Origin of the sequence: Colwellia sp. BRX9-1 (assembly GCF_014077195.1) — a bacterium.
Classification (GTDB): domain Bacteria; phylum Pseudomonadota; class Gammaproteobacteria; order Enterobacterales; family Alteromonadaceae; genus Colwellia_A.
The window spans coordinates 1-25,377 of record NZ_JACGVM010000007.1; the positions used below are offsets into that span (position 1 = coordinate 1).

Sequence of the window (25,377 nt, forward strand, 5' to 3'; positions counted from 1 at the left end):
CTGCATAGTACCGTATACACCAGCATAGTAAGCGTTTGGTATAGGCTCAACTACATGAATAACACTCAGTTTTGCCTGAGTGAGTTCTTGTAGTTGCGTGACTTTATCTTCGATATAACTCTTCGACTCATTAAGTTCTGCGGCAAATAAAATATGCTTATACATAAATTTCTCCTTCATTTTAAATAATAATATTTTGCTTATAGCTTGCTTGCGTAACATTAACTTGATATTGATGTTTTAATTTTTGCGCAAGTATATCCATGGCTTCTACTTCCCCATGTACGAGAACTACAGGTGGTTTGTTTTCGAAGCCTTGATACCACTCAAGTAAGCCTTGTTGGTCAGCATGTGCAGAGAATCCGCCAATGGTGTGAATATTTGCTTTAACTTGTACCTTTTCTCCCCACAACTTTATGTGTTCACAGCCATCAACAAGCGATCGACCTAATGTTCCTCTAGCTTGAAAGCCAACAATAAGCACATGAGCATTCTCACGCCAAATATTATGTTTGAAATGGTGTTTAATTCGCCCCCCTGTACACATGCCGCTACCCGCTATAATAATGGCGCCTGAAGATATTTGATTTATTTTCATCGAATATTCAGTTGTTTCTGACATGTGCAAGTTAGGTAAATTAAATATCCCATCATCTTGTAGTTGGACATCAACTGCTTTCTTATCGTAAACTTCGCGGTGCTTGGCATAAACATTAGTAGCTTTTATTCCCATAGGACTATCGAGAAAAATTTGCCAATCGCCTAATTGCCACTCCTCAAAATGTTGCTTAAATTCATAAAGTAACTCTTGTGTTCTGCCAACGGTAAAAGCAGGAATTAATATGTTTCCTTTACTACTTTTAGCATTAGCAATAATATTACCCATTTCTTGCCAAGTATCCTGCCAACTACGATGTAATCTGTCACCATATGTACTTTCCATAATGACCAAGTCAGCATGTTTAATCGTGAACGGATCACGTAAAATAGGGGCGTTTTTATGGCCTAAATCGCCACTAAAGACAATCTTTTTACTAACGCCGTTTTCAGTGAGTGCTAATTCAACAATAGCCGAACCAATAATATGACCCGCATCTCTAAGGGTTAGTTTAACGCCTTGGCATACTTCTAACTCGGCATCATAGGTAAGTCCTTTAAAATACTGACAGGTTGTCTCCGCTTCTGCTCTCGTATAAAGGGGGTCTACTAATGCTAAACCTTTACGCTCACGTTTTTTATTTTCCCAGCGGGCTTCCTTTTCGTGAATATAGCCTGAGTCTAGGAGCATAATTTTACATAAATCTACCGTGGTATTATGAGTATAGATACAACCATGAAAACCTTCTTTTATGAGCATGGGTAATCGACCTGTGTGGTCAAGGTGTGCGTGACTGACAATCACCGCATCTAGCTCACTAACATCAAAAGGGAAGGGGTCGTGATTGTGTTTTTCATGCTCATGAGAGCCCTGAAACATCCCACATTCAATAAGTATATTTTTGTTGTTTACTTGCACCAAATAGCAAGAACCCGTGACTTCACGAGTGGCACCGAAAAATTTAATATTCATTTTAGCTCCCATAAGGATTAGTGTGGATAATACTGATATCTGGTTTGTTGATAAGGTTTTAATGTGTAATTTGGCTGTAAAAAGGACACCAAATCAATAAGCTCGGTCACGGTCATAACATCGTTAAAGACCTTCATCTTTGATTTTCCTTCAGGTGTTCTTACCTTAGGCGAATGCGGGTTGGAGAATTTATGAGATGGATTAATTATTGAAGTAACTAATTCAGCGTAAGTTATGATTTTAGTTTTCTCACCTCCAAGGGAAACAGAGATATCTTGTTGTTTTACAATACTGGAGTCCTCAACACCTTTTAGTGTGTGGCACGCTAAACATTGGTACTTTAAGAAAACTGTTTTACCTGTTTCAATATTACCTTTAGGCAGGCTAAATCCTCGTGGGGAATCAACCCCTTTATCACAACTGAATAGCGTTAATGACAAAACGATAAGTAAAGTGAATAGAATGTATTTCATTGTTATTCCTTAATTACTTTTTTAAGTTGAATTAATTAAAGCGCTGATCAAAACCATGAGTAAAGTCTCAATAGTATTAGAATTTTTTCTTGCTTATTGATATCTACAAATTGTATAGATAAGCATTTTTCTGGTGATATCAAAGACTCTGCTGGGATAGCAGTACAAGTTAAAAAGCAGATGATTCCAAAAAAATTACACATAGCGCTTTCCACTATTAGGTTGATTTTTAGTCTAGTTGTTCTTACTTGAGGATTCTATTTTTTCTTGGAAGGACGTTGATATAGATCAATGATGTAGACGTTAATGAAAAACTAACAGCTTATGAATAAAGTAGGTAAATAACTTTGTCTATCCGATAACACTGAATAAATCATTCAGTGCGCAGCGCTTTTATGGGGGCTAATTTAGCGGCACTTTTTGCCGGGTGAATGCCAGCTAACAAACCAATAAGGGCAGAAAAGCTTAACGAACCTTTAATACATAAATATTAAGGTCAACTGATAGCGCAGGCTGTGTGAAAACTATTTTGAACTTGCGTAATTTGGAAATATCAACGACAAAAGGCTCTGTAGATTTAAATCTGTAGTAAGTTTGGTGTCAAACTACCTTTGAATTTACATAGCGTTGCATAAAAATTGTAAGCTGAGTGTTTTTACACAGCCTGAGCGAACAGTCAACCTAAAGAAAAACCAAAAGCTAACTTCTGCAATACTTATCAAAGTAAGCTTTAATTATTAGATGATGAACGACCGCTGTGGTGGCTAAGCGGACTACTTATTAAAATTAAGATAGGTCGTCTTTGTAGTAAAAGTGATCTGAAGAGATCAATCTCAAACATTATGCGTGTAACACATGAAAGCTCGATTTTAGGTTGTCATTTCGCCATGCTGATACTGAAATAAATTCAGCATGACGTAGTTGGTATCAGCATGACGTAGTTGGTATCAACACGGCTGAGTTATTACCAATCAATACCTTTTTGTGCTTTTATATTATTATCAAAAGCATGTTTAATCGATTGCACTTCACTAACCGTATCAGCTAATTCTAAGAGTGAACGATGTGCGCCACGGCCTGTGGCTATTACATGTTGCATAGGCGGGCGATTAGCGATGGCGTCTAATACTTCATCAAGATCAAGGTATTTAAACGACAGCATGTAAGTCAGTTCATCAAGTAGCACAACATCAATGGTTTCGTCAGCTAATAGTTTCTTTGCTTCTTTCCAAACAAGTTGAGCAGCGGCAATATCGGTTGATTTATCTTGTGTATTCCAAGTAAACCCTGTTGCCATCACGTGAAAAGGTACGCCGAGCTTTTCTAGGACATTTCTTTCGCCACAAGCCCAAGTGCCCTTTATAAATTGAATGGCTGCTGCGTTTAGACCGTGTCCTACTGCGCGAGTTAGCGTGCCAAATCCTGATGTTGACTTACCCTTACCGTTACCTGTAATTACAATTAATATACCGCGTTCATCAGTGGCAGCATCAACTCTTGCATCAACTTTATCTTTTACTTTTTGCATGCGTGCTTGGTGTTTTTCACTTTTTTGTGTTTCGTCAACCATGAGTATTCCTATTGATAATTATAGTCATTTTAAAGAGGAGAAAAGGCAAGGCTAACGTTAAGGGGGTCCCTTAAAAAATAGCAATTTACCGTGTATTCCCGCACGATTTTATTGATGTTAATGGTGGTGATTTTATTGTGGATAGGTATGCTGACTCATTGGCAACTCTTAAGTCACTACAATTTACAGTTGCGGGAACAGTCAAGGTTTCTCACCTTATTCCCTAAACACGTTTACGTTGCATTAGTTTACGAGATTTTTAATTATTTACAATATCTAGCGGCATTAAACACCATTGATTTTATGTTTTTGATAAATAGAATCTAAGGCAAGGAATTTTCAGTAATAAAAATGCCAACAATAGTTGTTGGCATTTTAGTGTTTTCTAATAATAACGTTATTTAACTAAGCCATTGGCTTACCAAATTTTTACACGTTTCTCAGGGGCGATATACATAGCATCACCTTCTTTAACGTTAAACGCTTTGTAGAATTCAGGCATGTTAGATAAAGAGCCTAATGCACGGAACTCACCAGGTGAATGAGGGTCAGTTGCTACTTGATTACGTAATGATTTCTCAACCTTTTTTCCACGCCATACTTGAGCAAAGCCCATGAAGAAACGTTGATCGCCAGTTAGTCCGTCAATTACCGGTGCTTCTTTACCATTTAATGAAGCAATATAAGCTTTATACGCGATAGTTACCCCTGATAAATCACCAATATTCTCGCCCAGTGTTAAAGAACCGTTTACATTTAAGTCTTCAAATACTGAATAGCCATCGTATTGTTTTACCAAGTCATCGGTGCGAACTTTAAAGGCCGCTAAATCTGCTTCAGTCCACCAGTTACGCATGTTACCGTCGCCATCATACTTACTCCCTTGGTCGTCAAATCCGTGACCCATTTCATGACCGATAACCGCGCCAATACCGCCATAGTTAACCGCATCGTCAGCAGCTAAGTTGAAAAATGGTGGTTGTAATATGGCTGCAGGGAAAACAATTTCATTCTTAGTTGGATTGTAATAAGCATTAACAGTTTGCGGCGTCATGCCCCATTCTTGCTTATCAATTGGACCACCTAACTTAGCGACTTCTTTTTGATGAGAAACACTACCAGAACGCATTTTATTGCCCACTAAGTCATCACCTTTAATAACAAGTGCGGAGTAATCTTCCCACTTATTTGGGTAACCAATTTTAGGATCAAAGCTTGCTAGTTTTACATGGGCAGCTTTTTTAGTTGAATCAGACATCCACTCTAGTTCATCAATACTTGCACCATATGCTCCGCGTAAGTTTTCAACAAGTTGTGTCATTCGGGTTTTAGCTTCGGGCTTAAAGTGACGGCTCACATAAACTTTACCAATAACCTCACCTAAATTGCTGTTAACTACGCCAACACCACGCTTCCACATTGGACGTTGTTCTTTTTGTCCTCTTAACTGCTGAGAATAAAAGTCAAAGTTTTCATTATCTAAGTCAGCGGTTAAAGAACCAGCAAAGTTACTTAAGGTATGGAAAGTTAAGTAAGTTTGCCAATCAGCTAATGAGGTTGCTGCAAATATTTCGCCAAAACCTTTAACAAATGAAGGTTGGTTAATAATGATGTCTTTTTGGGCTGATACGCCTTGAGCAGCAAGGTAAGCATTCCAGTTAAATGCATCAGTAACTGTGTTTAAGTCAGCGACATCGAATTTATTGTAAGTTTTACTGCTGTCACGAGTTTCAACTTTTGTCCAATGAAAACCTGCTAATTTAGTTTCAATTGCCATGACCGTTTGCGCAGCAGCTTTACCGTTCTTCAAACCAGCTAAGTTGAACATATTTTCAATATGAGCAACATAACCTTTACGTAATGCGGCAAAACGTTCGGTTTCATCAAAGTAGTAATCTCTGTCGGGTAAGCCTAAACCTGTTTGCCAAATATGAGTGGCATAGCGAGTTGAGTCTTTACCGTCAACGCTGATATAAAACGCTAATGGGCTACCTACACCATTTTTTTGATTTTCACCAAAAAATGTCGCAAGTTCATTCTTGTCTTTTAAACCATTGATGCTATCAAATAATGGTTGGATAGGAGCCATACCTGCAGTATTACGTGCATCCATGTTCATATATGAACGGAATAAGTCAGCTACTTTTTGCTCGTCGCTGCCCATTTTTAAATTTTCTGTTGCTGCTAATTCTTCAATGATTACTTTTACATTGTCATCAGCTTCGTCACGTAAGTCATAAAAGGCACCAATTGACGTTTTATCTCCAGGGATTTCATTAGCGTTCAACCAAGCACCGTTTACATAACGATAAAAGTTGTCTTGTGGACGAACGGATAAGTCCATTGTTGCTTTGTCGATACCTGAAGCTAATGCAGTTTTTTGCATGATAGGCATTTCTTGCTTAGTTGTCTCAGTGCTTTCTGGATTGTCGTTGCAAGCGGCAAGCAACAATAACGAAGAACAGACTGCACCTGTTATTATTTTTTTCATGGTAATCTCATTATTATTAAGTAAAGAATATGGTTATAAAATGGTAAACGCATTGATACTAAAGGGTTACAGGGCTTTTTACTAGATTTGGACATGAATTTTTACATAATGTATCAGCAGTGCCGTATTTTATTTTGTACATTAAGCCTGATGATTTTTTTATTTTTTTATTTAACTAACTGAAAATAATCGTAATATTTTTAACTTTGATTTTTATCAATATTAATTGTTGGCTTTATTGCTGCCAAATAAAACATTGACTGTGCTATGCTGTGGCTACTTAACTAGAGTAATAGTTCTCTTACTGAATAACATAAGATGAAGTTTAATTAATGTTTCAACCCGTCAGTTTTTTCATTGGGCTACGCTATAGTCGTAGCCGTAAAAGTTCTGGATTTGTATCCTTTATCACTTTTTTCTCCATTGTCGGTATCGTCCTGGGTGTCGCATCATTGATCACCGTTGTTTCCGTTATGGACGGTTTAGAAGGTGAACAAAAACGGAGAATATTGGGTCTAGTTCCCCATATTGTCGTCGCCAATCAACCTCAGCAAAACAAAAACAATGCTTTACCTACATGGCAAATCCTACGTGAACAATTATTACTTACGCCTAAAGTTAAAAAAGTTACTCCTTTGTTGGAAAGTGAAGCACTCATACAAGCTAATTCTGGCGCATTACGCGGTGTACTCATTCAAGGAATCATGCCTGAATTCGAGCAGCACAATATTGTTAACAACTCTATGGTATCAGGACATTTAGATAATCTATCGACACAGAGCTTTGCCATTGTTATCGGACAGTCGTTAGCAAGGCAACTTGATGTCGATTTGGGTGATAAAATACGTCTAACACTGCCTAATAAAACCGTCTTTACCCCAATGGGGAGAATTCCGGTGCAACGCACTTTTACCATCGCTGGTATTTTTAGTGTTGGCTCACAAGTTGATGAAGGACTGGTTTATATTCACAGTAAAGATGGCGCAAAACTTCATCGACAAAGAGGTGATGGCGTTGAAAAACTTCGTTTGTATCTTGATGATGCTTTTGCTGCTGAGCATGTGGTCAAACGTTTAAAACAACAATATCCACAGTATGATTTTACTACATGGCGCGATACTCAAGGCGCTTTATTTTCTGCTGTGCGCATGGAGAAAAATATGATGTGGTTGATGTTGAGCTTAATTATTGCCGTTGCCGCGTTTAATATTGTTTCTGCTTTAGTGATGGTTGTTATCGAAAAAAAGGGTGAAATTAGTATTTTACAAACACTTGGGCTAGATCGTCTTGGCGTGGTAAAAATATTTATTACTCAAGGTTTAGTTAATGGTTTTTGGGGCGTCACTATCGGTACTGTGGTTGGCGCCATACTAACCTTAAATTTAAACACTATATTTACCCTTCTCGGTGTTAATTTATTGGGAGCAGGGCAGTCTTTGCCCGTCGAACTATCAGTGAACAATGTGTTTAGTATTGTTTTATCAGCGTTAGCGATGAGTTTTATTGCTACATTATATCCCGCTTATCAGGCTTCTTTAACAGAGCCTGCCGAGGTTTTACGAAATGAGTAAAGGTTTACTTTGTCAGCAATTATCAAAGTCATATTATCAAGGTAGCATTGAAACCAAAGTCTTAGACGGGCTTGATTTGTCAGTAGATGCGGGTGAACTTGTTGCTATAGTGGGCAGCTCTGGTTGTGGTAAAAGTACTTTTTTACATATAGCTGGAGCACTAGATTCTCCGTCTTCAGGGCAGGTCTTTATTAGCGGTGTTGATATCCACCAGTTATCTGACAAGCAACGTGCTAAATTTCGCAATAAACATATTGGTTTTATTTATCAATTCCATCATTTAATGATGGAGTTTTCAGCACAAGAAAACGTGGCAATGCCTTTACTGATTCGCGGGAATTCACCTAAATCGGCCCTAGCTGCCGCACAAGAAATGCTCACACAGGTTGGGTTAAGTCACCGCTTTGAGCACCGGCCCTCCGCGCTTTCTGGTGGTGAGCGTCAACGTGTCGCTATTGCTCGGGCATTAGTGACTAAACCTTCATTAATATTAGCTGATGAACCAACAGGTAATTTAGACTTTGATACCGCAGAGCAAATATATCAGTTATTACGTGACCTTAATAAAACGGTAAACACCAGTTTTGTTATTGTTACCCATGACTTAATACTTGCTGCCAGAATGGATCGTCAACTACGTTTATCGCACGGCCGGTTAGCGCCCCTTGAAAGTTAAGGCTTTTAAATGACCAAATCATTAAGTTTATTTTTAGGTTTACGTTATGTGCGTAGCCGAAACGGTAATGGCTTCTCTTCGTTTATTTCAGCATCTTCCACTATCGGTATTGCGCTTGGTGTAATGGTATTGATTATAGTGCTCTCAGCAATGAACGGTTTCGAACGAGCATTAGCGCAACATTTGCTGTCGGTTATTCCTCACGGTGAGCTAATTGCTATTAATACGCCGATAGATAACTGGCAAAAACACGTGGCGAAAGCACAACAACATCCACAAGTGATAGCCGCTGCACCTGTGATAAAACTTACCGGTATGATGCAACATGGCAGTGAACTCAAAGCCGTTGCTGTGCGTGGTGTCGATGTAAAGTTAGAACAGCAAGTTTCTACCATTGCCGATTATATGATTGCTGGCAGCTGGCAAGCGATCGTTGATAATGAAAATACCGAAAACCCTACGGTTGGTGTTGTTATCGGTTCGGGAGTTGCAAAAAAATTACAACTTGAATTAGGCGACTCACTACAATTGTTACTATCGAGTGTTATTGCCCAAAAAAGTAACCAGCAAGCGAGTGCTAAATTTCCGGTGCCGGTTAAGCACCAAGTAAAAGTTGTTGGCATTTTTAAATTTGGCGGTACGATTGACGAAAACTCTGTATATCTTTCACTTGAGCATGCCGAAAAAATGGTTAATCTCGCGAAGGGGCAAGTTCAGGGAATTCGCATAAAAGTAGCTGATGTTTTTCAAGCGCCCCAGGTAACACGTGATGTTGCTTATAGCTTTGATGATACTTATGTTGCCATTTATGATTGGACACGAAGTCACGGCCATATTTTTAATGATATACAACTTGTACGATTAGTGATGTTTATTGTCTTAATATTAGTCATAGCGGTAGCAAGTTTTAATATTGTTTCAACGCTTATTATGGCAGTCAATGAGAAAAAAGGTGATATCGCTATTTTAAAAACTATGGGAGCACCGGCGAGCGTTATAATGATGACCTTTATGTTTCAAGGACTGGTTAATGGAGTCGTGGGTTGTCTAGTGGGGACAGTGTTAGGTATTGTTATCTCATTAAATTTAACTGATATTGTTACTGCAGTAGAAACACTTCTTAACGTAAAAGTGTTATCAGGTGATATCTATTTTATCGACTTTCTTCCCACTCACTTAAGCCAAGCTGACGTTGTAATTACTGTTTGTACTGCTTTACTGATGAGTCTACTGGCGACTATTTACCCCGCATGGCAAGCAACTAAAGTTGAGCCAGCGCAGGTGTTAGGACAAATGTAGCGGGTTTCACTTTTATATTATTAACCGATAATTTTTATCACCAACGCGAGACTAGAGCAGATTTTTACTTTCTACTTTTACGTTTATTCCATTGTTTGATAACAGAATATCGCCATAGACCATGTATGGCAAAATAACCTATTAGCGAGAAAAGTACCGCTAGCACGCCACAGCCAAGTAAAAATGCTGGTCCAATAGTTGATAAACTATCAACCAGCCATTGCCAATTCGCTTCAAATACAAATTCTTTTTCAGATCGGCCTAGTAGCCAGATGCCAACCATATAACAGCCATAAAAAATTGCGGGTATTGTGAGCGGATTAGTTATCCAAACGAGTGCAACAGAAAGTGGCAAATTCGAATGTACTATAATAGCAACACCAGCAGCTAAAACCATTTGAAAAGGTACCGGGATAAAGGCAAAAAATAAACCTACGGCAAAAGCTTTTGCGACAGAATTACGGTTTAAATGCCATAAGTTGGGGTTATGCAATGACGCACCAAAAATTTTTAAATGTTTATTATTTTTTATGGTGTTGTGATCCGGCATATAACGCTTGAAGAGTTTTTTAGGCATATACTTACTTATATTATCTAGGCTTTATTTATCGATTAGACAGATACGGAAATTAATCACTATGGAACGGTGGCTATTTACATTTTTTATCGGTGCTATTTTGTCACTATTCTTACCGATAGTACCAGACATTTCGCAAGTTTATATTTGTTTTTGTTTTGCTGTCATTTTTTGTCTCATCAAAAGGTTACGGAGTTATAGTGGGCTCTTTTTTGGCTGTGCTTGGTTACTCTATGCTGGCTTCGTTTATCAAAATATATGGCAAGTTAATAGCCTAATTACAGATGATTTTTTCGGTACAACCTTAACGGTAAGAGGTGTGGTTGCTAATATTCCAAAGTCATTAACGCGTAAAACAAACAAGGATGAAAGGGTTAAACAAGTATCACGTTTTAATTTTGTTGTTGAAGAAGTCAATCAACAAAAACTTCAATCAAAGATAAATATTCGTCTGCGTTGGGATCATAAGTCTGTTAAACCGGATCACTTAAAAAAAGTTACTAAGATTAACCAAGGCCAGAAATGGCAACTTACGGTGCGAGTAAAACCTGCCCATGGTTTTGCAAATATTGGCGGTTTTAGCTATCAAACATGGTTAAGACAAAAGGAACTCCATGCTACTGGCTATGTAAAACATTCAGCAAAAAATAAATTAATAGCAGCGCAGCCTAGTTATCGTCAACAATTGTACCTGCAACTCAATGCATTAATAGACTCATTGACTTTAACAAACGAGCTGCACCATTTTATTTTTGCTCTTACCTTTGGCGAGCGTGGCAAAATTACGGCTGAGCAATGGCAAGTTTTACAAGCAACAGGAACACAGCATTTAATGGCTATTTCTGGCTTACACTTAGGCTTAATTGCCAGTGGTGCTTTTGGATTCATGTTGATGTTTTTTCGCTATAGTCCGTTTTACTTACTGTTAACTCAAAAAGGCAAGTTATGGTTGGTAAAAAAGAACAGCCGTATCGTGGCTTTCGCTTTTAGTAGCTTAGTCGCACTATTTTATGCTTATCTGGCCGGCTTTTCTTTACCCACATTACGTGCCTTGATCATGATGCAAATATTTATTTGCGCTAAGCTCGTGGGGGTTAAATTAACAATAATACGTTGGTTATTACTGAGTATCGTTTGCATTATATTAATATCACCCTTTAGTCTATTTAGTGTCAGTTTTTGGCTAAGCGTTTATGCGGTATCACTGATATTATTGGTTATCTGGCGATGTCGAAAGTTACTGTTAACATCGGGTGATGGTCAAGTTGACAAAATAAAAGCCTGGCTCCACTCTCTAATTATTATCCAGCTAGGCTTAACATTATTTATGTTGCCCGTGGCGGCTTTATTGAATCATCAACTGCCTCTTTCTGCATTACTTGCTAATATTATTGCCGTGCCTTGGATGAGCTTTACCGCTATTCCGTTATGTTTATTGGCTGTGGTTGCTATGCCTTTGAGTGAAACGCTGGCTATGTTTTTTCTTGAGTTATCGTTAATATCATTAACGTTTATTTGGCAGTGGCTAAGTTACTTATCGAGCCAACAATGGCTGTTTATCGACGTTAGCCATCAGACATTAATGATTATTTTGATAATCAGCGGTTTATGCTTCATCAGTTATTTTTTAGCCTTACCCAAAAAAGTACTGGCTGTTGCGCTATTACTGACTTTTTTATTGAGTTATATGTTTTTTAATGACCAACAAAAAAATGATGATTGGCAAGTAAATGTCCTTGATGTTGGGCAAGGGTTAGCGGTTGTTATTGAAAGGCATGGGCAGGCTATTTTATACGATACTGGGGCAAGTTACCCCAGTGGATTTAACTTGGCAGAAAGTGTGGTTTTTCCTTATTTACAGTATCAAGGTTTGACCACTCTTGACTATTTACTGTTAAGTCATGCAGATAACGACCATGCTGGTGGCTTGGCTTTTATCGATAAAAAAATGGCGCTAAATAAAATTATCGTTAAGCACATCAAATATAATCAACCGGTAGAAGATGTTGGCAGGTATAGTTTTGTTAACATGTACAGTTGTAAACAAGGCGATGATTTTTCTTGGCAAGGTCTCACTTTTTCTGTGTTGTGGCCGGTGGTTCTTGAAGATAAAGAAAATGATAATTCGTGCGTGATCCATATTTCTGATGGTAAATATAAGGTGCTATTAACGGGTGATATTCCTCATAAAGTTGAAAAAATACTGGTCGCTAATACTGAAATCGCTAATACTGAAATCGCTAATCAGTTAAAAGCTGATGTTATTGTTGCGCCGCACCATGGCTCTAAAACCTCATCAAGTACGCGTTTTATTAAAGCGGTTTCACCCGAGGCCGTTATCTTTAGTGCGGGTTTTATGAATCGATGGAAGATGCCTAATAAAGCGGTACTTAAACGTTATCATCAGCTTAATGTAACGCCGTATGCAACTGCTGAGCATGGAATGATCCGCATAAACATTACCGAACAAGCCCTTGAAATTCAATCTTATCGTCTGCATATCAATCCATATTGGTTTGCTAATTAACGTTGTAAATATTATTAGTTGGTTGCAACTAAGAAATAACGCTAAAATGGCTTGGATATGAATAATTAATCGCGAAGTCACAGAGAGACTGAATGTTAGCAAGTAAAAGCAAAGTAGCCGCACAAGCCACAACGTGGCAAAATTTTAAACGCTTAATGAGTTATGCCAAACCTTACAAAGCAGGGTTTGTCATCGCTATATTAGGGATGCTTGGCTATGCCGGTATCGACACTTTATTTTTCTCGCAGTTACAGCCATTAATCGATGATGGTTTAACTGATGCTAATCCTAACTTTATGAAGTGGGCCCCACTTTTTGTTATTGTTTGTTTTATTATCCGAGGTATCTGCCATTTTTTTGGTAATTACTGTTTAGCTTGGGTGGGTAATAATGTAGTTACCGATTTAAGACAAAATTTATTCGAACACATTATGGCGCTACCGGTGACTTTTCATGATAAAGAGTCTACTGGAACGTTAATCTCTAAACTGACCTTTGATACCGAGCAAGTTCTTAATGCAACCAGTAAAGCGTTGCTTACCTTAGTACAACAAGGTGCTATGGTGATTGGCTTTCTCGCGGTTATGTTTTACAACAGTTGGCAGTTATCAGCAATATTCCTCCTTATAACTCCTATCATCGCTATTATTGTTACTGTGGTTTCGAAACGTTTTCGCCAAGTTAGTAAAAAAATTCAAAATGCGATGGGAGAAGTCACTTCTGCTGCCGAGCAGACCTTTAACGCTCATAAGGTTGTCTTAACCTTTGGCGGACAAGAACGTGAATTCGAACGTTTTGGTCAGATAAATAAACATAATCGCCAACAGCGCATGAAAATGGTGGCCACAAAATCTTTCAGCGTACCCTTGATACAAATTATCGCTTCTTTTGCGTTAGCGTTTGTACTTTACGTTGCCAATTTAGAAAGTATGAAAGCAAGCTTAACGCCAGGGATTTTCATAACGGTGATTACTTGTATGACTATGCTACTGAGACCTTTAAAGTTATTAACTACGGTTAACAGTGACTTTCAAAATGGTATGGCGGCTTGTGTCAGTATTTTTGCAGTGCTTGACCAAGAAAATGAAAAAGACACGGGCCAACAATCACTTGAGAAAGCCAAAGGAACACTTGCTTTTGAACAAGTTGATTTTTCTTATACTAACGACGAAAAATTAGCGCTTACTCAACTAAGCTTTACCGCGAATGCTGGAGAAACAGTAGCTTTGGTTGGTCGCTCGGGGAGTGGTAAATCAACCGCCAGTGCAATTTTACTGCGCTTCTATGATGCAACAGCGGGTAAAGTATTAATTGATGGAAAAGACATTACCTCATACAAGTTGAAAGACTTACGTGCTCAGTTTGCTTATGTTTCTCAGCAAGTGGTGTTATTTAATGACTCTATCGCTAATAATATTGCCTATGGTAAACCCAACGCCAGTCGTGACGAAGTTTTAGCTGCGGCTAAAAGTGCTCATGTGCTTGAGTTTGCAGAAAACATGGTTGACGGGATAGATACTAATATTGGTGATAATGGTGCTTTACTTTCTGGTGGACAACGCCAACGTGTTGCTATCGCTCGAGCATTATTGTGTGATGCACCTTTTTTAATTCTTGATGAAGCAACCAGTGCATTAGATACCGAGTCAGAACGTCATATTCAAGATGCTTTGCAAGTTTTACAAAAAGATCGTACCTGTATTGTTATTGCTCATCGCTTGTCTACCATTGAAAATGCCGATAAAATTATTGTTATGGAACAAGGGAAAATTCTTGAACAGGGCGATCATCAAACGTTATTAGCAAAAGAAGGTGCTTATGCAAAATTACACAACTTTCAATTTAGCGAATAAAATGACGGTTGAGATTTTGCTATGCGCTTAATTGAAAAGGTTTGGTTTTTTCAACACCCAGCAAAATGGCTGCTCGTGCCGTTCTTGTTACCGTTAACCGTTATTTTTTGGTTGCTATCCGCGTTACGACGAAAATGCTATCAACTGTATTTTTTTAAATCTTTTGGTATCGACATCCCTGTTGTGGTGGTGGGTAATATTGGTATTGGTGGTAACGGAAAAACACCGGTGGTTTTGTACTTAATTAAGCAATGCTTAGCACAAAACATGAAAGTTGGCGTTATTAGTCGAGGTTATGGCGGACAAGCACCGCACTATCCCTATTTACTCAATGCAAGCAGTAGCGCAGCTGAAACAGGCGATGAGCCTTTATTAATTTATCAACGCCATGGTATTCCTGTTGTGGTTGGCGGCGATCGAGTGGCGAGTGCCAGGTTGTTAATGCAGCAAGGCTGCGACGTTATTATTGCTGATGATGGTTTACAACACTATCGCTTAGAACGAGATTTTGAGCTTATTGTTATTGACGGTAAACGCGTGTTTGGAAATGGCTTGTTATTACCCGCAGGGCCATTACGTGAAGGTTTATGGCGTTTAAAAACAGTCGACGCGCTTATCTTTAATGGCGCAACGCCAACCGATAATAAAGTCTATCCAGTCGGTATACCACAAATAACAATGACTTTAATGGCAAAAATGGTGGTCAATGTTAAAACCAAGCAGGAACTATCATTAACTGATTTTTATCAACAGTTTAATGATAACGAAAGTAACACTAAGTGTATCAATGCTATCGCCGGTATTGGTGACCCTAGCCGTTTTTTTAAAACCTTAGTTGATAGTGGTTTTAGTCTTGAAGCATCGGTAGGTTTCAAAGATCATCAGCATTATAATGAAGCACAATTTGTCAGTTTTTCTGACGATATTCCACTTTTGATGACAGAAAAAGACGCGGTAAAATGTACGTCTTTTGCTAAAAATAACTGGTGGTATTTACCGGTTGATGCCCATATTGAAAATAAACAAATAACGCCATTTTTAGATGCGCTATTTGACAAAGTAAAAGCAGATAAACTGAGCCGTATTAAGGCTAGATTCACGCTAAGTTAACTAATAAATAAACTGATAAATAAGAGAATAAACATGGCATTTGATGTAAAACTAATGGAAATATTAGCTTGTCCAGCATGCAAGGGCAAACTTGATTACAATAAAGAACAACAAGAATTGATCTGTAGATTCGACCGCCTTGCTTACGCTATTGAAAAAGGTATTCCGGTCTTGTTAGAAAGTGAAGCGCGCCGTATTACTGAAAATGACTAATTAAATATATTTGGAGAATTAAATGTCTTTTATTGTTGTAATACCTGCTCGGTTTGAGTCGTCTCGTTTACCGGGAAAAGTGTTAGCCGATATTAATGGTAAGCCGATGATCCAATGGGTTGTTGAAAAAGCCCAGCAAAGCGGTGCTAGCCAAGTGATTGTGGCCACTGATAATAAGCAGGTTGAAGAAGCGGTATTAGCATTTGGCGGCGAGGTTTGTAAAACTCGTGCCGATCATCAATCGGGTACCGAACGTTTAGCCGAAGTGATGAACATTTATAACTTTGACGATGATCAGGTTATCGTTAATGTTCAGGGGGATGAGCCTTTTATTCCCGCTGAAAATATTGCTCAAGTTGCCAGAAATCTAGCGGACCAGCAAAGAACAAACCAGCAACAAGCTAGAATGGCGACACTTGCTGTGCATATCCATGACGTTGAAGAGGCTTTTAATCCTAACGCGGTTAAAGTGTTAACAGATAAACACGGTTATGCGATGTACTTTAGCCGTTCGACGATCCCTTATGACCGAGATCGCTTTCTTAATGAGGAAAGTATCGCTGCTATTGGCGATTTTTATTTACGCCATATTGGTATCTACGCCTATCGTGCTGGGTTCATTAAAGATTACGTGCAATGGCCGGCCAGTCAATTAGAGCAAATTGAGTCTTTAGAACAACTGCGCGTATTATGGCAAGGTGAAAAAATTCATGTTGCGGTAGCAGAAACTCGTTTAGTGGTTGAAGGGGTTGATACGCCAGAAGACCTAGAAAAAGCTAGAGCTTATGCTTTAACGCTTTAATTTTTTATAAAATTAAATAAAATAAAAAAAGGCCTTATGTTTTCACATAAGGCCTTTTTATTACGCTAACGAAATATTATTTTAATAGTTCAAGCGCTTTAACACAGCGACCAATTTGTTGATGGCTAGCTTTGACTGTCTTTAACACTTGTGGCTTCATACCACTGTAGTCTTTAATCAGTTGCGCTAATTCTGCTTCACTGACTGCATTACATTGTGTCGGCAACATGCTACCGGCAAAAGACTCTAATAAACCTAAATCACTTCCTTCATTTAATTTAGGAATGTGTGCGAGAATTTTAGCTTTATAAGGCGCTTCTAAAGCTTGTTGCTCACCAGGGAATAAACCCCACATAATATAACGAAGGGTAGAAAGTTTTAGTTTGTCAGGGTTATTAATAACGATGTTAAACCATTTTTCTTTAACTTCAGCCTCAGGTCGAATAACTTCTGCATAAATAGCACTTTTAACACCTGAATCGGTAATGTCTTTTTTGGCTTCAGTGCTCAATAATGCTTGGTAATTACCATGTTGGTAACGGTTCATTTTAGCAATTAATGTCCAGCGCTTGTCTTGATCTATGGTAATACCATCAAAACTTTTTTCACCGTTCAAAATGTTTTGTAAGCGATTTAAATGCTTAGTTGTTTTCGTTACACCAACATAACGGCCATACCAAAGTTTTTGGAAGTCTGAACCCGCTTCGGCATTTTCTAATAAACGTAAGTATAAGTTTTCAACGTCCATATAAAGCGCTGTATAATCTTTTTGCTCTAAACGTGTTGCAACAGTTAGGAAGCCTAAAGCCGAGGTTAACGTACTCGCAATTTTACGTGATACGTTATAATCGCTTTCACCTTCAATATTAGCCATGGCAAACGTTACCAACTGGTCAGCGGCTAAATTTGCATCGTTGACGCTGTCAGACAAACTCTGCCATAGCATTAAGCGCATAGTGGGGTTATCAATCGCATTAATGTGTTGTTGTGCCGATGCCAATGACTTTTCATCAAGATCTACTTTTACGTAACCCCAATCGGCTTCGTTTGGATAAACCAAATCAGGACATGCTTGACCTATCACGGCCTTAATCTCAGTGGTCGCACCTTTATACATAATAGGTGTTGCAGAGGTTAAGTTCATCGCATTACCATCAGCACTAACATTGTATAAACCTATTTGAACACGTTGTTCACGTAATGTTGGGTAACCTTCTGGTGCTGTTTGGTTTATTGCAAACGCGCTAATCTTACCGTCACTACATTGGTAATTAACTTTGATGGTGTTTAAGCCTGCATTATATAACCAGTCTTGTGTCCACTGGGTCATATCTTTACCTGCAGCTTTGCCTAATTCACCGATAAAATCTTCTAAATCAGTATTTTGGTAAGAAAACTTTTTCAAGTAATTGCTGACACCAATACGGAAATTCTCTTCACCTAAATAATAAGGCAACTGCTTTAATACTGATGCGCCTTTACCGTAGGTAATACCGTCAAAATTTGATAAAGCAACACCCGTAGAAGCAACCGGTAGTTCTATCGCATGAGTGTTCACTGAGTCATCAGTGCGGTAAGCCCATTGTTTAGTACCAGAGTAGAATACATCCCAGTTGTTCTCAAAGTCGCTGGCTTCTGCAATAGCTAAGTTGGCCATATAAGTAGCAAAACTTTCATTTAACCATAAGCCGTTCCACCAGCGCATGGTGACTAAATCACCAAACCACATGTGTGCCATTTCATGAGCAATAACATTAGCAAGACTCATACGAGCACTGGTTGATTTCTCTCCACGTGCAATATAGCCTTCATTGAATGTAACCGCAGCAACGTTTTCCATAGCACCGGCATTAAAGTCAGGTGCGACAATTTGGTCATATTTGCCAAAAGGGTATTGCACATCGAAGTACTTATTGAAGAAGGCAAAACTTTGTTTGGTTGGAATAAACCATTCGTCAGTTTTAACGTATTCGGCTAAACTTTGACGAGCAAATAAACGCAATTTCATCCCTTCAAAATCATCTTCCCATACAGCGTAATTACCTGCATGAAGAGAGAAAACATAAGAAGAGAATCTTGCTGAAGCAGGAAATGACCATACTTTGTTATCACCGTTTTCGCTAATAGTTGTTTCGCGAGTGGCGCTAATTATTTGCCAATGAGCGGGAGCGGTCACTTGTATTTCGTAGCTGGCTTTTAAATCAGGTTGATCAAAGTGAGGAAATAATCGGTTCGCGTCATAAGGTTCAAAATCGGTGTATAAGTAAACTTCACCATTTTTAGGGTCAACAAAACGATGGAAACCAGAGCCGTCAGTAGAGTAAGGACGCTGATAATCTATAGTAATACTTTGCTTACCCGCAGTTAACTCGCTAGCAGGAATAGTGATAAACCATTTTTCATAGCTAAACTTAACTACTTTGCCATTAACTTTTAATGACTTTATAGTACCTTCATCAAAATCTATGGTTAAATCATTTTGATTGTTCTCTACTAAGTCAAAGAGTAATTCGGTAGAGCCAGAAAAACTTTCGCTTTTATTATCAATCGTCACACTTAACTTATAGCTAACGTTGCTGACTTGTTTAGCACGCATCTCAGCATAAACTGCTTCAAGTGATTCACTTTGAGTGCGTAATAAACTTGTTTGTTGTTGTACGGTTTCAGCGACTGCTGAGTCGCTTGCTGTGTCTGCTTTTTCACAGCCCATCAGTGCAACACTTGAGCCAATAATAGCAATGGACAGCGCCTTAGCTATTTGAGATTTATTTAATGTCATTTACCCAGATCCTACTTTATTATTTTTAAGATTTCCTAGTGGAAACACTTTTCATTGTAAATACCTCAGTATTTATATCATATAAGCGGGGGAAATTTACTTCAGTCATCGCGTAAATAATGGAGTTGATCGAATTTCAACTGATTTTTAACAAAGCTTGCTTTTTATCAACTTATTTTTATCTACTTTTTTAATTAAAACAGAGTGGTATTAGTATTTTCTTAGTATTTATTCATGTCAAATAAGTGTTGTTTGTTGTTCACTTTTTATTGTTTCTGTTTGCTGCTTTATGTCAAAAGTTAATTGTGCTGAGTAATATTGATCAACGCGATGAGCATTTATTGTAATAAGGAGATTAAAATGCCGACGTTCATCTTATTTTCTATCTGTTCAAACGAATAAACCTTGTAAGGGGACGTTACTTCTCTTTATTATAATCAGGAGCCATTAATCAAAAGAAATAATAATGAACATAAAAAGAACCCTAACAAGCATCGCAATAATAAGTACTATGGCCCTTTCTGGTCATAGTTATGCAGATACCGCTGAAAAAGATCAAGCAAAGAAAGTTTCATCATCAACCTGGCTAAATTTATCTGAAAGTGAGTTAGTTGCCGTTGAAAAATATGCGACCGATTACAAAACTTTTATTTATCAAACACCAACAGAATTGACCTTTGTTACAGAAACTATAAAACGTGCTGAGAAACAAGGTTTTAAGCGTTTGTCTGAAAAAAGTAACTTAAAGCCAGGTGCTCGTTTTTATGACGTCAATCGTGACCGTACTATTTCATTAATTGTTATTGGTAAAAAAGGCCTTGAGCAAGGTACTCGTATTGTTGGCGCTCATATTGATTCACCTCGCCTAGAACTTAAAGGACGACCGCTTTATGAAAAAGAGAAGTTTGCTATGCTGCAGACTTATGTTCATGGTGGTATTAAAACCTATCAATGGGTCAATATCCCTTTAGCGCTGGTTGGCCGCGTTGACAAAAAAGACGGGACAGTTGTTAATATCTCTGTTGGCTTTGATGAAAACGATCCTATTTTTATGGTACCTGATTTAGCCCCGCATGTTGATCATCCAAACAGGGATCGTAAAAGTCGTGATGTGATCAAGAAAGAAGAACTTGATGTTATTATCGCAGCTAAGCCTGACTTAGATAAATCAATAAAAGAATTAATTACCGATTTCTTAAAAACAGAGTATGACATTTCAATCGAAGATTTAGTGTCTGCTGAATTAGCCTTAGTACCAGCAACTAAGCCTCGCGATGTTGGCTTTGATCGCAGCATGATCGCTGCTTATGGCCAAGATGATAAGGCAAGCTCTATTGCCGCTGTTACTGCCATCTTTGAACAGAAAATTCCAGAGTATACCTCGGTTGCCTTTTTAGTGGATAACGAAGAAGTGGGCAATATTAATAATACCGGGGCAAGCTCAACTTATCTTGTTGATATGTTAAGTGGCTTGTTATACAACCAAATGGGTGACGATTATAACGATTACCAGTTACGTAAAGTTTTGCGTAATACCAAAGTTATTTCAGCGGATGTTAACCCGGGTGTTAATCCTAACTGGGCTGGTGTTTGGGAATTAGGCAATGCGCCACGTTTAGGTAACGGTATTAACTTGAAACTTTACGGTGGTGGTTTTAATGCTAACTCAGAGTACATGGCATGGACGCGTAATTACTTAGATAATAATAAAATCAAATGGCAAACATCGACTTATAAAGGTAAAGCTTCTGGCGGAACTATTGGTAGCGATTTGTCTAATGACAATATGGAAGTAATTGATTTTGGTGTACCCATTTTGTCAATTCACTCTCCTTATGCGGTAGGTTCAAAAGTTGACTTATATTCATTATATAAAGCTATGTCGGCTTTCTATCAGCAAAAATAAACTTAACACTTAATTTCAATATCAAAAGATCAGCATTTGCTGATCTTTTTTCTTTATATAAAGCTAAAATATCATTTTTTATAATGAATACAAGACTCGATGATATTAGTGCTTTAAGTCTTAGTGGTGATTACTTTATAATTACTGTAATGGATCGCTAAACTTAGGAAGAATTCTTGATATGCTATTAAAATTATTTCAGCTACAAAACCGCCCAATAAACTCATTGTTAAACAATTATAAAAAAACACTTTTATTACTGCCTATCTTTTTGGGTATACAAGCATGTGGAGGAGGTGGTGGCAGCGATAATACGACCCCAACAGCGCCAAAAAGTTATGCTTTTTCATTAACGTCTACACTGACCAATAAATGTGGCGAAAAACTACCGTTTGTTGATGTTGAGTTGTTTATTCAAAATAATGATTGGAGTGTTGTTACAAAGTTACAGCCAAACGATGATGGACTTTTTAGTTTTTTATCAGACAATGAACTCATCAATTACACACTTGTTGCTAAAACTCAGCAAGAAGGAAAAGTGGAAGGTTTAGATTTTGTTAGCTTTCATCAGGTAAAAGCAACAACGCCCGCCATTTATCAGGCAGAACATATCAGTAAAGTTGTTGATGCTAATTGTGAATGTATCACTCGAAATGTTGAAGTGTCACATACCCCTATCTCTGATATTACCCAAGTAACCAGCTCAGCAACATTTACCAGCACTGAAGCTGTAGACTCACAACGCACTAACTTTATTAATGTTGAAGCTTGCCGAGCAATTGATGGCGCTTGGCCACTACATTCTTTCTCGCTTGTTGGTACTGGAAATAACAGTAACGTTCTGGGTGCTGCTGGCTTTATTGATGATTTTAGTCAAACAGCCGTTAATAGCGACAATCAAGCTGTATGGCAACTTTCAGCTTTCGCCGCTATTGAACAAATTGGCTTAAATAAAAATCATCAGCCTTTTACAACACAACAGTTATTTTTAGGGCAGGCGCATTTTGCAACAAGAGTTCTTGAAGATGATAACTCAGTTGATTTATTTAATAGCCATCTTTATGTTTCAGAAACTGTTTATCAATCAAATGCTGAGGTTATTTTATCTGAAACTGATTCTGCCTTTGGTCAAATAAAAATATCGAGCCAGCACCAAGTTATTTCTTCAGCTTTTAACACTAGTTTTGCCTTAGCGGCTGCAACGAAAAAACCAGATGTTGATGATATTTATTTCTCAGAAATCAAATCAGACTGGAGTTATGATTACAGTAATGTTGCTAATTATCCTTTGGCTATAATTACCGTCAATTATCAAGCTTACCACCCCGAAAATAATACACCTATGCCAGCTAAATGGACAAGTTATGGGCGAATTACTGGTCAATTACCCGTAACTACAGCTTTACCTGGTTATGAAGGTATTATTAATGATGAGACCCTTGTATTGGGTACCAGTACAGATTTGGTACAAAGTGAAGATACTGATAAATATGAAAATTATTTATTGTATTATCAAAATGAAAATAATAACTCTTTTGCTAATAATGTAAAAAATTATCACATATCAATAAAAAAATAAGGTTATCTTTATATGAAAACGGCGCTATAAAGCGCCGTTTTTTATTAATACACGTTACTGTTAGCCATTAATCTACTGCTTGTTTCGCTCTAACAGGATTTGCATACATAGTTAATAACCAATGCTGCTGCTGTTCAGTTAAATCAGACATCCTGCTATTTAACTGATTCATTACGCTTTGCTTAATGTCATCTTGCTGGTGAAGCTGGGCATAAGCCGTTAAGTTGCTGTCATATAATTTATAGTTACTGATAATCTCTTTATCAATAGCTTTTGCAACGGCTTTACTATCGGCATAGTCGCCTTTAATCGCGTGGCAGAACTCAACATGAACACGACCTTTTTTCCCCATTAACCCTTGTGTAATACTATTTAAGTCTTCGTTTTCTTTCTTTTTATAACACCCCGTTGCTTCTCGTTCTGCAAGTTCGATGGCTTTATCTCTATCACAGGGATCAAATTCATACGAAATTGAAACAGGTACAATATTAATTTCATTTAAATAGTCTGCAAGCAGCGTTTGCTTGTCTTTGTTTAGTAATAACATTGAAATTAAAGCCGAGTTGGTTTTGTCTATCCCGTCTTTAGCACGACCTTCTCGCTGCGCTATCCAGATGTTTTGTTGGCGCTCATAAACTGTATGGTGAATATAGGCTGATAATTGCTTTGACGCATTGAGCATGGCACGTTTTGACTCTTCACTACGTTTAACAATGAAGCTTTTGTTAATACGCATTAAGTCAGCAACCCAAGGTTGATGCAATAAGTTGTCGCCAACTGCTGCCTCAACGGTATTAATGCCGCTGTTGTACAACGCCCAATTAATTAATGCGACATCAAGTACTATGTCTCTATGATTACTGATAAACAGCATAGGTTTACTTGTATCAATTTTCTCTAAACCATGAAAAGTAAAACCATCGGTACTTTTTTTTACTAGGTGATGCAAGTACTTTGCTACTTCACGTTGAATGTCTTCGATGTTATGAAACTTACTCACGCGTAACTTTAACGTCCATTTTACCACTGAGCGACAAATTACCGGTAGAAGCTTGTACAGTCGAGGCATTTTAAAACTAGCAATAGAAGAAAGTAGCCCTTGGTCATTAATCAGTTTTCGGATCACAGTTGCAACCTCATCATCACGATAAGGGCGAATATCATCAAACATGTAAGGTCTCTTTACTGCTTAACAGCGATTAATTAACTTAAAAATTGGCGGATATTATAACCGCTTTTTAAATGAAAAGACTCCTATTGTTTATGCTTTACTTTTTTAAATAATATAATTTCATTAGCTTAGGGGTAAATAATAATATTAATATAAAAAATGAAGCAAAATCCAAATAAAATGTATAATTTTTGCTACAGTTAATTGTGTAAGCTCTTTTATGAATTAATTTATATTTTTTTCATACTAAGGCCTTGCGTTTTTCGACTTTACCCTCAAGTCTTAAATAGAGCAATAAACAAAAGGAATACCTATGAAAATAAATCTTTCAGGTCACCACGTAGATGTTACCGATGGTGTAAAAGAACATATCGATGAAAAATTCTTAAAAATTTCTAACCATTTTCCAACGCTGATCTCATTAGACATTATTCTTTCAAAAGAGCATGGAAAATATGGAGCAGAAATAACAACAAATTATGAAGGTGGTCGTATTGCTGTATCAGCAGAAGACGATGTCATGTTTCCCGCAATTGCTAGTGTAGCCAAAAAGCTTGATGCCGCACTTAAACATAGAAAAGGCCAATTAAAAGCAAATTTACACAGTAAGCCTGTTTCAGTTACGCCTGAAATTGCCCATGAGAAAGTTCAAGAAATGAATTTGAACTAATTTCAAAGTAGTTATACTTAAATGTTTACGGGAGCTATTGCTCCCGTTTTAGTTTCTAGCTTATTATTATCATTATGAATGGTATACTTAACGTGTGAATAAATAAGGTAGTAGAAGTAAAATATGTTGGCCCTTTCAAATAATGTCTGGTTAGATCAAAATGAACTCGAGTTAACCGCTATTCGTGCACAAGGGGCGGGAGGACAAAATGTCAATAAAGTATCATCAGCGATTCATTTACGCTTTGATATTAAGGCATCGTCTTTACCTGATTTTTATAAAGAACGTTTATTAGCATTAAAAGATAAACGTATCACTAAAGAGGGAATTTTAGTTCTCAAGGCGCAACAGTATAGAACACAAGAGAAAAATCGTGAATCTGCGCTTGAGCGTGTTGTTGAAGTGATTAAATCAGCAATGGTTATTCAAAAGGTTCGAAGAGAAACTAAACCATCAAAAAATTCCAAAAAAAGACGCTTAGCGGGTAAATCTCACCGCGGCAATGTAAAAGCACTCCGCGGCAAGGTCACTGACTAGTTA

At 37.8% G+C, this 25,377-nt stretch carries 19 protein-coding genes and 1 riboswitch; of the genes, 12 read left to right on the forward strand and 7 right to left on the reverse strand.

Annotated features, from left to right (window positions below; genetic code table 11):
- Window positions 1-181: 181 nt before the first annotated feature.
- From H4J76_RS08530 to H4J76_RS08545, 4 genes are all read right to left on the reverse strand, one after another.
- The gene (locus H4J76_RS08530) at window positions 182-1,570 is read right to left on the reverse strand and encodes an MBL fold metallo-hydrolase RNA specificity domain-containing protein (protein WP_182230429.1); all 1,389 of its coding nucleotides are present in this window, start codon (window positions 1,568-1,570) and stop codon (window positions 182-184) included.
- 17 nt (window positions 1,571-1,587) lie between these two features.
- Complete coding sequence (locus H4J76_RS08535; protein WP_182230430.1) at window positions 1,588-2,043, reverse strand: c-type cytochrome; 456 nt, start codon at window positions 2,041-2,043, stop codon at window positions 1,588-1,590.
- Window positions 2,044-3,007: 964 nt separating this feature from the next.
- Complete coding sequence (gene cobO / locus H4J76_RS08540; protein ID WP_182215101.1) at window positions 3,008-3,613, reverse strand: cob(I)yrinic acid a,c-diamide adenosyltransferase; 606 nt, start codon at window positions 3,611-3,613, stop codon at window positions 3,008-3,010.
- Window positions 3,614-3,735: 122 nt separating this feature from the next.
- Window positions 3,736-3,880, reverse strand: a riboswitch (cobalamin riboswitch).
- Between the two features lie 151 nt (window positions 3,881-4,031).
- Window positions 4,032-6,104: a M13 family metallopeptidase gene (locus H4J76_RS08545; protein ID WP_182230431.1), complete on the reverse strand. Its 2,073-nt coding sequence runs from the start codon at window positions 6,102-6,104 to the stop codon at window positions 4,032-4,034.
- Between the two features lie 332 nt (window positions 6,105-6,436).
- Here H4J76_RS08545 and H4J76_RS08550 point away from each other — a divergent pair, with 332 nt between their 5' ends.
- Genes H4J76_RS08550 through lolE form a run of 3 tightly spaced genes read left to right on the forward strand, consistent with a single transcriptional unit; the run spans window position 6,437 to window position 9,650 of the window.
- Entirely contained in the window at window positions 6,437-7,675 is a 1,239-nt protein-coding gene (locus H4J76_RS08550; RefSeq protein ID WP_182230432.1) for a lipoprotein-releasing ABC transporter permease subunit, read from the forward strand.
- Entirely contained in the window at window positions 7,668-8,351 is a 684-nt protein-coding gene (lolD, locus tag H4J76_RS08555; RefSeq protein ID WP_182230433.1) for a lipoprotein-releasing ABC transporter ATP-binding protein LolD, read from the forward strand. Before H4J76_RS08550 ends, lolD begins: the two co-directional genes overlap by 8 nt.
- Before the next feature lie 9 nt (window positions 8,352-8,360).
- Entirely contained in the window at window positions 8,361-9,650 is a 1,290-nt protein-coding gene (gene lolE, locus H4J76_RS08560; RefSeq protein WP_182230434.1) for a lipoprotein-releasing ABC transporter permease subunit LolE, read from the forward strand.
- A 64-nt stretch (window positions 9,651-9,714) separates the two neighbouring features.
- On the opposite strand, the gene H4J76_RS08565 is transcribed toward lolE, so the two are convergent.
- Window positions 9,715-10,227, reverse strand: coding sequence for a DUF2062 domain-containing protein (locus H4J76_RS08565; RefSeq protein WP_182222052.1), 513 nt, complete (start codon window positions 10,225-10,227; stop codon window positions 9,715-9,717).
- Between the two features lie 61 nt (window positions 10,228-10,288).
- Between H4J76_RS08565 and H4J76_RS08570 the strand changes: the two genes are divergently transcribed.
- The 5 genes from H4J76_RS08570 (at window position 10,289) to kdsB (ending at window position 16,732) form a co-directional block, all read left to right on the forward strand.
- Entirely contained in the window at window positions 10,289-12,754 is a 2,466-nt protein-coding gene (locus tag H4J76_RS08570; RefSeq protein ID WP_182230435.1) for a DNA internalization-related competence protein ComEC/Rec2, read from the forward strand.
- A gap of 92 nt (window positions 12,755-12,846) precedes the next feature.
- Complete coding sequence (msbA, locus tag H4J76_RS08575; protein WP_182230436.1) at window positions 12,847-14,607, forward strand: lipid A export permease/ATP-binding protein MsbA; 1,761 nt, start codon at window positions 12,847-12,849, stop codon at window positions 14,605-14,607.
- 21 nt (window positions 14,608-14,628) lie between these two features.
- A complete protein-coding gene (lpxK, locus tag H4J76_RS08580) occupies window positions 14,629-15,717 on the forward strand; it encodes a tetraacyldisaccharide 4'-kinase (RefSeq protein ID WP_182230437.1) in 1,089 nt (362 codons plus the stop codon).
- Window positions 15,718-15,750: 33 nt separating this feature from the next.
- The gene (locus H4J76_RS08585) at window positions 15,751-15,930 is read left to right on the forward strand and encodes a Trm112 family protein (RefSeq protein WP_070376055.1); all 180 of its coding nucleotides are present in this window, start codon (window positions 15,751-15,753) and stop codon (window positions 15,928-15,930) included.
- A 22-nt stretch (window positions 15,931-15,952) separates the two neighbouring features.
- The gene (gene kdsB / locus H4J76_RS08590) at window positions 15,953-16,732 is read left to right on the forward strand and encodes a 3-deoxy-manno-octulosonate cytidylyltransferase (protein WP_182230438.1); all 780 of its coding nucleotides are present in this window, start codon (window positions 15,953-15,955) and stop codon (window positions 16,730-16,732) included.
- 76 nt (window positions 16,733-16,808) lie between these two features.
- Here the strand turns inward: kdsB and pepN are convergent, their stop codons facing one another.
- Complete coding sequence (gene pepN, locus H4J76_RS08595; RefSeq protein ID WP_182230439.1) at window positions 16,809-19,511, reverse strand: aminopeptidase N; 2,703 nt, start codon at window positions 19,509-19,511, stop codon at window positions 16,809-16,811.
- Between the two features lie 466 nt (window positions 19,512-19,977).
- On the opposite strand from pepN, the gene H4J76_RS08600 reads away from it, so the two are divergent.
- Both H4J76_RS08600 and H4J76_RS08605 read left to right on the forward strand, forming a co-directional pair.
- Window positions 19,978-21,417, forward strand: a complete 1,440-nt coding sequence (locus tag H4J76_RS08600; RefSeq protein ID WP_220465288.1) for a hypothetical protein — start codon at window positions 19,978-19,980, stop codon at window positions 21,415-21,417.
- A 181-nt stretch (window positions 21,418-21,598) separates the two neighbouring features.
- Entirely contained in the window at window positions 21,599-22,996 is a 1,398-nt protein-coding gene (locus H4J76_RS08605; protein WP_182222057.1) for a hypothetical protein, read from the forward strand.
- Window positions 22,997-23,063: 67 nt separating this feature from the next.
- Here H4J76_RS08605 and H4J76_RS08610 read toward each other — a convergent pair whose 3' ends face one another.
- Window positions 23,064-24,167 (reverse strand): 1-acyl-sn-glycerol-3-phosphate acyltransferase, encoded by a 1,104-nt coding sequence (locus H4J76_RS08610; protein WP_182230440.1) that lies wholly within the window; start codon window positions 24,165-24,167, stop codon window positions 23,064-23,066.
- A gap of 313 nt (window positions 24,168-24,480) precedes the next feature.
- Between H4J76_RS08610 and hpf the strand changes: the two genes are divergently transcribed.
- Window positions 24,481-24,837 carry a ribosome hibernation-promoting factor, HPF/YfiA family gene (hpf, locus tag H4J76_RS08615; protein WP_070376060.1) on the forward strand — a complete coding sequence of 119 codons (357 nt, stop codon included), beginning with the start codon at window positions 24,481-24,483 and terminating at the stop codon, window positions 24,835-24,837.
- A gap of 123 nt (window positions 24,838-24,960) precedes the next feature.
- Window positions 24,961-25,374 carry an alternative ribosome rescue aminoacyl-tRNA hydrolase ArfB gene (gene arfB, locus H4J76_RS08620; protein ID WP_070376061.1) on the forward strand — a complete coding sequence of 138 codons (414 nt, stop codon included), beginning with the start codon at window positions 24,961-24,963 and terminating at the stop codon, window positions 25,372-25,374.
- Window positions 25,375-25,377 lie beyond the last annotated feature (3 nt).